This is a genomic window from Alysiella crassa DSM 2578, from assembly GCF_000745955.1.
GTDB classification, from domain to species: domain Bacteria; phylum Pseudomonadota; class Gammaproteobacteria; order Burkholderiales; family Neisseriaceae; genus Simonsiella; species Simonsiella crassa.
This window is the reverse complement of sequence record NZ_JQKH01000086.1, coordinates 1-9,211: the sequence shown is the minus strand read 5'-3', so window position 1 is coordinate 9,211 and position 9,211 is coordinate 1. Positions and strand designations below refer to the sequence as shown.

Below are 9,211 nucleotides of genomic sequence, written 5' to 3'. Positions count from 1 at the left end.
TTAATTTGGGGATGGGATATTTGTATGTATAACTATACTTGGAGATACGAACAATTTACTAGATACCAAAATAGTGTACTAATTGACTTTTATAATGATGATGAAACTAGAAATGCTTGGGAGCAATCTAATTTACACCCAGCATTAAATAAAATATTTATTTGGAATTCCAGTGGTGAATCTACTCGTTGTTATTATTTAATAACAACTGAGCCAGATGATTATTTATGGGAACAAGATGAATATGACAACGATATGTTGATTACCAAAACAGATTTAACAATACTGGATGATTTACAACAGCAAATGGAGTATTGGACCAATAGGTTTTCAGCTAATCCAAATGAGATGAGCCCTGAAAACTACCAATATCGCATTGATAACAGCAATGAATTGTTTGAATATTATACGATTGGACGTTTATTGCCCTAACATTGGAAAAATACCGTTTTCAGACTGCCTGAATAATATTATCTTTGACATTCATTGACTTAAACTTTAAAATACGAAAATAGTTTATCCAAACGTGAACATAAAATTTGAAAACACCAAATATCGCGGCTGCTGAACCCCACGATAATGGATTTTTTCTGAAAGAACACAAATGGATACTTTAATTTCTCCTAATCAAACTCGCAATCGCGCTTGGCGGCGTTGGCAAAATCGCAAAAATGGTCATCGCCAACACAATCCAACACAGGTTTATTGTTGGAAACCTGAAAAAAATTGGAAATTGCTTTACACGCGCGGTGTCAAAGCACATCGCGCCAAACAATTGGGTTTTATTTACCCTTTGAGCGAAAACGATTTTTATGCGGAATGGTTTGATTAATGGTTGAAATCATCAGGGCATGGGTTTTTTAACCCATGCCCTGATGTTGTTTTTGGGTTTTCAGGCTGCCTGAACATTGCCTATCTGCCTTTTGACAGCCGCCGCAAAATCTGTCAGGCTTATGTCCTGAATGAAATCCATTGTAATTGGGGGAAACATGAACGATACCAATAATTTATCTAACCGTTTCTACGCCCTATTCGGCTCGGTATTTTTGCTGTTTGCGGGATTTGGCTTGTTTTTGAACTCGGCGGGCGTGAAATTGGCGCAAATGGGCGTGAACAACATCGCCATTGGTGCGCTCAACGCGGCATTTTTCTGTGGCGCGTCATTGTCGGCGGTAGCGGCACATCGGATTGTGTCCAATGTGGGGCATATTCGCAGTTTCAGCGTGTTTGGCGCGGTGTTTGCGATGTGTTCGCTGGCGCATTTGATGACGGACAATTTGTATGCGTGGGGCGTGTTGCGGACGGTGTTGGGCTTTTGCTATTTCAGCATGCTGATGGTGGTGGAAAGCTGGTTTGCCGAACAAAGCACGCCCGAAAAACGCGCCAAAGTCTTGGCAATTTACAATTTGGTTTACTATTTTGCGTTTACGGTCGGCATTGTGCTGTTGAGTTTGAATTTGAGCAGCGACAATATTTTTGTGTTGGGAACATTGTTGGTGATGGCAGCGATGTTGCCCGTGTCGCTGACGAAAATGCGCGCCCCCGCCATTCCCGAACGCCAAAGCATTAATGTGCCACGCGTGTTTTCCATTGCGCCATTGGCGTTTGTAACCGCGTTTACGGGCGGTTTGTTGGTAAACGGTTTGTTTACAATGGCTTCGGTATTTTTATTGCAACAACAATTTAATTTACAACAAATTTCCGCCTTTTTGACATCGGCAATGGTGGGTGGATTTTTGGTGCAACTGCCATTGGCGAAATTGTCCGACAAATTCGGCAGACGCAACACGATTTTGGTTTGCGCGACCGTTTCCGCGCTGACGGCTGGTGCAGGTTTGGCGGCAATGTTGTTCGGATACGCCACGCCTATGGTACATAATGGCATTGCGTTTGGTTTGGGTTGCGGACTGTTTACGTTGTACGCTTTGAGCATTGCGCGCGCCAACGACCGTCTGCCCAATAATATGAACACGGTGGAAGTGAGCCGCAGCCTGTTGTTTTGTTATGGATTGGGTTCGTTGGTTGCGCCTGTGGTGTTGGGCGTGGTAACGAATTTTGCGCCACAATATGGTTTTTATGCGTTTTACGCGCTGATTGCGGTGGCGTTGGCGGTGTTTACCTTGAAACAAGCACGCGTGCCTGTGGAAGAACGCAGCGTATTTGTGAATATGCCGACCGTTTCAGGCAGCATGGCGGCGGAACTTGACCCGCGCAACGAAGAAATGCACGAACAATTTGATGTGGACGTGGCAGAAAAACACGTTGCCCAATTTGCTGAACAGAGCGACAAAACCAACGACACGCAGCCTGAAAATCCCGAAACCCACGCAACAGAAAATATGAAAAAAGACGACACGGCGGTGTGAAAACATTGGTGCGCGTAGGCTGACGGTAAGTGTCGCCCCAAGCGACACGCACCCCAGCTTTGGGCGTGGGGGCTGGGGTGCATTTCGCTACGCTGCATTTACCGCCAACCTACGCGCAATTTGGGGTTTCAGGCTGCCTGAAAATGTAGGGTGCGTATCACGCACCATTTTTCTTGATTTTCAATGAATTGGTGCGTGGTACGCACCCTACATTTTGAGTGTTGGTAAAAATTGTCGTGTACTGAAAGGCAGCCTGAAAAGTAAATTGTGCGATTTTTAAATGGGCAATTCCCTTAATCCTTTTCTGCGCCGATTTTTCAGCCGATAAATTTCATATTCATCGTAAAACGCTTGTAAAGTTTGTGAATGTTCCACTTTGTCCGCAAACACAATTTCTTGGGCAATGGCTTGCAATTCAAAATGCCAGTATAAGGGCATGAAAGGATTGATAAATTGTTCTGAACCTTTGGTCTGCGCCAAAGAGTGATAATCGCCAAATTCCCCACACATGGCATTGGCAATGGAATGATTGACTATGCTGTTTCTTTGGGCATTTTGTTTTTCGTATGCCAAAAAGTCCAAATATTTTTGTCCTTCTGCCATATCTGGTGTTAAAGAAAACGCGCCCAAATACGCGCCTTTTTTGGTTAAAGTGGCGATATTTTGCAAACAGGGATAATGGTCTAAACCATGAAATTTCTCCACGCCAAAACCCACCGCCATTAAATAAGCCCGATTAAATCCTGCTTTTGCACTCGCCAAAATGGACAAACTGTCTTCCACAATGGTCGCCACGCCCAATTCATCGCCAAACATCAGGCTGTCTGTCCCGCCATCTGCCAATACCAAAGTGTCAATGCAGTGTTGTTTTTTTAAATACTGATAAATTTGCCGTAAGGGTTGTACGCCAACGCTGTTTCTAAACGCATAAATCATTGGCTGTTCGTTTTGTTGTTTGAGCCAATCGCGTAATAATTTTTCGGGAAAATAAGCCAAATTTTTGGCTTTACCATCAATCAAATAACAATCAGGCAAAACCATTTCACAATTTGAATTTGCCAAATCGGTAAAAGACAAATTGGCTAAAACAACTTCTTTACCCAAACTTTTTAAATAAAAATACAGGGGAATGGCGGTAATGATGTCATAACCACCGCCACACCCTGCCAATAAAAACCGTTGTCCTTGTGGGATTTTTTGAAAAAAGGGGATTTGCATATTGTATTCCAATCGGTTTTGTAGGGTGCGTATTACGCACCATTTTTCTTGATTTTCAATGAATTGGTGCGTGGTACGCACCCTACATATTTTCAGGCAGCCTGAATATCATTCATCAACCAAATCCCGACACAAACTCACGGCTTCGTGCAAATTTTCCACACCGTAAATCTTTAATTTTGGAAACTCTTTTTCATTGCGCGGCATATTGGCTTTTGGCACGATGGCGCGTTTGAAACCCAATTTCTCGGCTTCTTTCAGGCGTTCTTGTCCGCGTGGCACGGGGCGGATTTCGCCACTCAAACCAATCTCGCCAAACGCCACCATTTTTTCGGGCAATGGCTTATTGCGGAAACTGGAAACCATCGCCAACACCGCCGCCAAATCTGCGGCAGGTTCGCCAATTTTCACGCCACCCACCGCGTTCAAAAACACGTCTTGGTCAAAACAGGCGATGCCTGCGTGTCGGTTCAGCACCGCCAGCAACATCGCCAAGCGGTTTTGTTCCAAACCCACGGTTAATCTTTTGGGGGTGAAACCGTGTGCGTCATCTACAAGTGATTGTATTTCAACCAATAATGGGCGTGTGCCTTCTTGTGTTACCAACACGCATGAGCCTGCCACATCGTCCCGATAACTCGCTAAAAAAATCGCGGACGGATTGGATACGCCTTTCAAACCCGTTTCGGTCATGGCGAACACGCCCAATTCGTTTGCTGCGCCAAAGCGGTTTTTGATGGCGCGTATCATGCGGTGGTTGGAATGGGTGTCGCCTTCAAAATACAAAACGGTGTCCACCATATGCTCCAAAACGCGCGGGCCTGCGATTGCGCCATCTTTGGTAACGTGTCCGACAAAAATCATGGCAATGCCCATTTGTTTGGCAATGCGCGTGAGCTGGGCGGCGCATTCGCGCACTTGCGACACAGAACCTGGGGCTGATGTGATTTGGTCGGAATACATGGTTTGAATGGAGTCAATCACGACAACGTGGGGTGCGTGTTGTTTTAAGGCTGCCTGAATCGCTTCCAAACGGATTTCGGCAAGCAAATTTACGCCATCGGCATTCAAACCCAAACGTTGGGCGCGTAGGGCGACTTGTTGGGCGGATTCTTCGCCTGAAACGTACAAAACTTGGCGTGTTTTTGCCATTAAAGCAATGGTTTGTAAGAGCAGGGTGGATTTGCCGATACCCGGGTCGCCACCCAATAAAATCACTGCGCCATCTACCAAACCGCCACCCAAAACACGGTCAAGCTCGCCCATGCCTGTGGCGGTGCGTGGCACTTCGGTGGCGGTAACTTCGGCTAATTTTTGCACTTGGGTGGTTTCGGCTGCCCACGATTGGAAACGGGCGTTTTTCGGTTCGGGGGCAGCGATGTTTTCTTGGAGCGTGTTCCATTCGCCACAATGGGGGCATTTGCCAACCCATTTGGGCGATGTGCCGCCGCATTCGGTGCATTGGTAGAGGGTTTTGGGGGCTTTTGCCATATTGTTGTTTTTCCTGTGAAATGAGGGAGGCTGCCTGAAAAGGATAAGGGCGTGATTTTAGCGCAAAATACCGCTTTGGTATGGCACCAAAATGGATTTTCTTGAAATGAAACATTAAGATATGTAGCGTCATGTAACCCATTGATGTGAAAAATGTTACAATTAACACACCAGTATTTTGCCAAAATCAAGGAGAAAAAACATGAAAATCAAACTGAAAATCACCCAAAACGGCAACAGCCAACTCATCACATTGAATTCAGATGAGATTCGGCACCTGCATTTTAACCCACAAGCGCAATACCAATTTTTGGACGAGCAAAATCGCCAAATTGAAAACATGATTGTGGAAAATCAAGGACAAAGCATTGCATTCAGCCTGCCTGAAAACACACAACCCATCGTGATTTTGAATGAAAGCCAAGGTTTTCAGGCAGCCGTGCATTTGCCACAAGCGGTGGCACAAACAAGCGCAGTCAAAGCTACCGAAGTGGGCATATTGTCTTTAAAAACAGCAGGTTTGTCTTTGGCGACTTTGGTGGGCGTGGGTGCGGCTGCCAGCGCAATCGCCGCCAAATCAGGCAAAAAATCAGACGAGAAAAACACCACTTCGTTTGATGACAAAGTGTCAGCAAACGAAGCCGAAGAGTCGCGCAAAGCCGAAGAAGCACGCAAAGACGAAGAAACGCGTAAACAACAAGCAGCCGAAGAACTGAAAAAAAATCCCCCAGAAATCCAATTTGACAACATCACAGACGACAACATCATCAATATTGAAGAAGCCAAAGCCCCTGCCATTGCCTTTTCAGGCAGCCTGAAAAACGCCCAGCAAGGCGATGTTTTAACCGTCAAAATTGGTGAAACCAGCCACATCGTTCCCATTGTTGCTGGCAAATTCAGCGTCAATATTGACGGCAAAACGCTTGCCATTCACCGTGAAATTGGGGCGGAATTGACCCGAAACGGCGAAAAAATTGCCGAAAAAACCCACGCCTATCAAGTGGATACACAAATTGACACCCCGCAAATCATCTTCCGCCCGATTACCGATGACAACATCGTCAATTTGAACGAGTCCAAAGGCAAAATCACGGTCGGTGGCACGGTAGAAAACGCCAATGAAGGCGATGAAATTGTCGTATCTTGCGGCTGCCCCACTTGCACAGGCACACAATGGGTTGATATTAAAACAAAAATTGTGGGTGGCACATTCAGCGTGGATTTCAATGGCGCAGATTTGGTCGCAAACAATGGCAAAAACATCATCAAAGCCAGCGTCAGCACTGCCGACAACGCCAAAAACACCGCCACAGGCACCGCCCAGCACCAATACGAAGTGGATATTGAACCGCCCAAACCCAGCTTTGTTTATGAAAAAGTGGGCAACAATGGCGTGATTAACCAACAACTTGCCCAAAATGACATTGTTTTAAAAGGCAAAGTGATTGATTTGGGCGAAAATGAAACCGTTGCCGTGAAAGTGTCGGTCAATGGTAAGGATTATGTTGCCAGCAAAAATGGCGAATATTATCAAGTATCCATTGCAAGTTCGGAATTGGCAAATGGCTTACCCGTTAAATGGCATTTGACCGCCAAAGATAAAGCAGGCAATGAAACGATTATTGAACAAAATCAAAGTTATACTTATGATGTAACTTTGAATCAGCCCACGATTGACATTGCCAATAATCATCAAAAAATCAACTTGTTGAGCAAGGATTTGTCCCTTTCAGGCAGCCTGCAATTTGATGATGATGTGGATTTAGCCAGCGTAAAAGTCAAAATTGTTTATCAAAATCAAGACTATGTTGCCCAAGTTGATGTCAATCGCAAAACTTGGTCGGCAAGCCTGCCCCAAGATGTGATTAAGCAAAATGTGGGCAACAATGATTTTAGCGTGCAAGTGAGCCTTGCCGACAAAGCAGGAAATATTGCAACAAATCAAACCGTTGGCGATTTTACGGTGGATTTGAGTTTGCCCAACGGCACACCTTTAATCAATGCCAATCACAATCCCAATACGGCAAGTAATATCATTAAAATCAATAATTTGGTCGAAATTGACCCCAGCGACACCGTGCGTTTAACAGGCAAGCTCAAATTGGACGGCATCAATGCCCAATATTACAATCCCTTGCAATTTCAATCGTTTGTGGCGACTTTGAACGGCAAGGAATACGCCGTTGGCATCAACAACAATAACAGCGAACAACGCTTTTATTTGGACATCAGCGTGGCGGATTTACAGGCAGCCAAAGGTCAGGAAATGGCGTTTTTGGTTAAAGGCGGTTTGAGCGTTTATTATTTGGAAAACAATCGCATTATGTTCCAAAATCTGCCGCAATTAGACAAAACCGCCTATGTTTGGGACGACAACCCCTATTTGGCAACAGACAGCGTGGTCAAAAATGACTTTGTTGGCAAAACCACTTTGGTGGAGGGCGAAGTTTCAGGCAGCCTGAAAACAGGCGACAAGATTACTTTGCAAATTGGCAATCAAAGCATTGAAACAAAAGTGCTGGATAATCAAAAATTTGCCGTATCGGTGGAAAACAGCATTTTAAAACAAGCCGATACTATCATCGCCACCGCCGATAACGCCCAAAGCGAATACACTTATCAAACGCCCCATCGTGCCTTGTCGGGCGATTTGGTGGTGCGCGCAGGACACCGTTATGAAGATGCCCCTTATTTTATCAAATCCATTGTTTATCAAGGGGTTAATGGGCATTTGAAAAAACACCCCGTGATTGGCGAAGGCGGTGGCAAACTCACTTACGCCTTTCACAAAGAATATTATGGCGCGTCCGAATGGACAGAAAACAACCGCAATGCCGTGAAAAAAGCGTTTGACATTTTGGGGTCGTACATCAATGTTCAATTTGAACAAATTGAAGACAATTCAGGTTTTGACCACGGTGCAACGGTTGGGGCAGACATTCAAATGCACCACACGCCCATCAGCAATGCAGGGCAGGCGTGGGCAGGTGGTGAAGTCATGATTAACAGCACCCGCAAAAATTTGAACATTCGCAACGGTCAATTTTTGTTGTTGCACGAAATCAGCCATTCTTTGGGAACCAAGCACCCCCATGAAGGTGAGGTAACTTTGACTCGTCCACTGGAAGACCAAACGGGCTTAACCGTGATGTCGTACAACACCACCAAAATGGACCCGAATTTTTGGGATTTGCGGATTTTTGACATTGCCTATTTGCAATACCGCTATGGTGTCAATCCAAACAAACGCATAGGCAACGACACCTACACCTTTAAAACATTCAATCCGCAGGTTTCCGATGGCGACATTTACATTTGGGACGGCGGTGGCGTGGATACTTTTGACGCATCGCACGAGCAACAAGGCGTTACCGTGGATTTGACCCCTGGTTCGTGGATACATCGTGGCGAAAAAACCGAACGCTTAGTTGTGGAAAAAATGGAGCAAATTGGCGAAAACACGTATTTTGATGAACACGGTGTTTCCTTGGCAGACCCTTATGCTTTGTTTTCCAAAACCTTTGGCAAATACACCTTTACCGAAGGGCAAGCCTTTATCGGCTACGGCACGCAACTGGAACGCTTGATTGGCTCAAATTATGATGATGTTTTAAAAGGCAATGTTGCCGACAACGACATTTATGGCGGTGCAGGCAACGACAAAATTTCTGGCGATGAGGGCGATGATTATTTGGTGGGCGGCAAAGGCAATGATGTTTTGACAGGTGGCGATGGCAAAGATGTGTTTGCCTACAAACTCTCTGATTTTGTTGATGGTTTTGTGGATACGATTACCGATTTTGAAATTGGCGTGGACAAAATTGAATTGGCAATTTCGGGCTTAAATCAAGACAATTTGGCGCAAAAAGTGTCGTACAATCAAGCAACTGGGGCGTTGTCGTATGATGGGGTGCAGTTTGCCACGCTGGAAAATAAAGCGGCTTTGACGCTGGACGAAACGCATTTTATTTTGGGCTAATGCGTTTTCAGGCAGCCTTTCAGTACACGACAATTTTGCCAATCACAAATCATGTAGGGTGCGCCCTGCGCACCAAATAACTGAATAATTTAAATATTGTGGTGAATTTGGTGCGCACGGCGCACCCTACTGTTATTTTTGTCGTGTACTGAAAGGC

6 protein-coding genes are annotated in these 9,211 nt (G+C 45.2%); 4 read left to right on the top strand and 2 right to left on the bottom strand.

The annotated features are described in order from the left end of the window. The 3 genes from Q338_RS10665 to Q338_RS10655 form a co-directional block, all read left to right on the top strand. Positions 1–432, top strand: a 432-nt coding sequence (locus Q338_RS10665; RefSeq protein ID WP_211249450.1) for a hypothetical protein, incomplete at its 5' end; no start/stop codon positions are given. A 172-nt stretch (positions 433–604) separates the two neighbouring features. Then, positions 605–832, top strand: coding sequence for a hypothetical protein (locus Q338_RS10660; protein ID WP_034295231.1), 228 nt, complete (start codon positions 605–607; stop codon positions 830–832). 157 nt (positions 833–989) lie between these two features. Continuing rightward, positions 990–2,366, top strand: coding sequence for an MFS transporter (locus tag Q338_RS10655; RefSeq protein ID WP_034295234.1), 1,377 nt, complete (start codon positions 990–992; stop codon positions 2,364–2,366). Positions 2,367–2,642: 276 nt separating this feature from the next. On the opposite strand, the gene Q338_RS10650 is transcribed toward Q338_RS10655, so the two are convergent. Together Q338_RS10650 and radA are read right to left on the bottom strand one after the other, a co-directional pair. Beyond that, entirely contained in the window at positions 2,643–3,665 is a 1,023-nt protein-coding gene (locus Q338_RS10650) for a DUF1152 domain-containing protein (protein ID WP_244773269.1), read from the bottom strand. A gap of 27 nt (positions 3,666–3,692) precedes the next feature. Beyond that, complete coding sequence (gene radA / locus Q338_RS10645; RefSeq protein WP_034295227.1) at positions 3,693–5,075, bottom strand: DNA repair protein RadA; 1,383 nt, start codon at positions 5,073–5,075, stop codon at positions 3,693–3,695. Positions 5,076–5,277: 202 nt separating this feature from the next. Here radA and Q338_RS10640 point away from each other — a divergent pair, with 202 nt between their 5' ends. Continuing rightward, entirely contained in the window at positions 5,278–9,054 is a 3,777-nt protein-coding gene (locus tag Q338_RS10640; protein ID WP_034295224.1) for a M10 family metallopeptidase C-terminal domain-containing protein, read from the top strand. Positions 9,055–9,211: the final 157 nt, after the last annotated feature.